Here is a 360-nt window from a genome sequence, read left to right on the forward strand (position 1 = left end):
CTTCAAAGGGCAGCAAAAAAGGATTATCACACCGGGGAAAAATCAAAAATATTACCTTGCGGGTTGTTTTGATATTCAAACCGGAAAAATCGTCTATACGGGCTACAGCAGGAAAAACTCTCAATTATTTATCAATATGTTAGAAGAGTTAAAGCACCGTTACTGCCATGCGAAAACGCTAACGATCATTTTAGACAATTACAGTATTCATACCAGCAAACTCGTTAAGTCTTGGCTGAAGCAAAATACAACAGTAACCCTGTTATTTCTCCCCGTTTATTCTCCGTGGTTGAATAAAATAGAACGGTTATGGCAATCATTACATGAAACGGTGACACGCAATCATTGTTGCCAATATAT

General features: G+C 37.5%; 1 protein-coding gene. It reads left to right on the forward strand.

The window, feature by feature from the left end; translation table 11 throughout:
- The coding region (locus AAC854_RS23330) for an IS630 family transposase (RefSeq protein WP_340619161.1) at positions 1-360 on the forward strand (360 nt) is incomplete at both ends.

It is taken from the genome of Xenorhabdus entomophaga (genome assembly GCF_037996725.1).
Lineage (GTDB): Bacteria > Pseudomonadota > Gammaproteobacteria > Enterobacterales > Enterobacteriaceae > Xenorhabdus > Xenorhabdus khoisanae.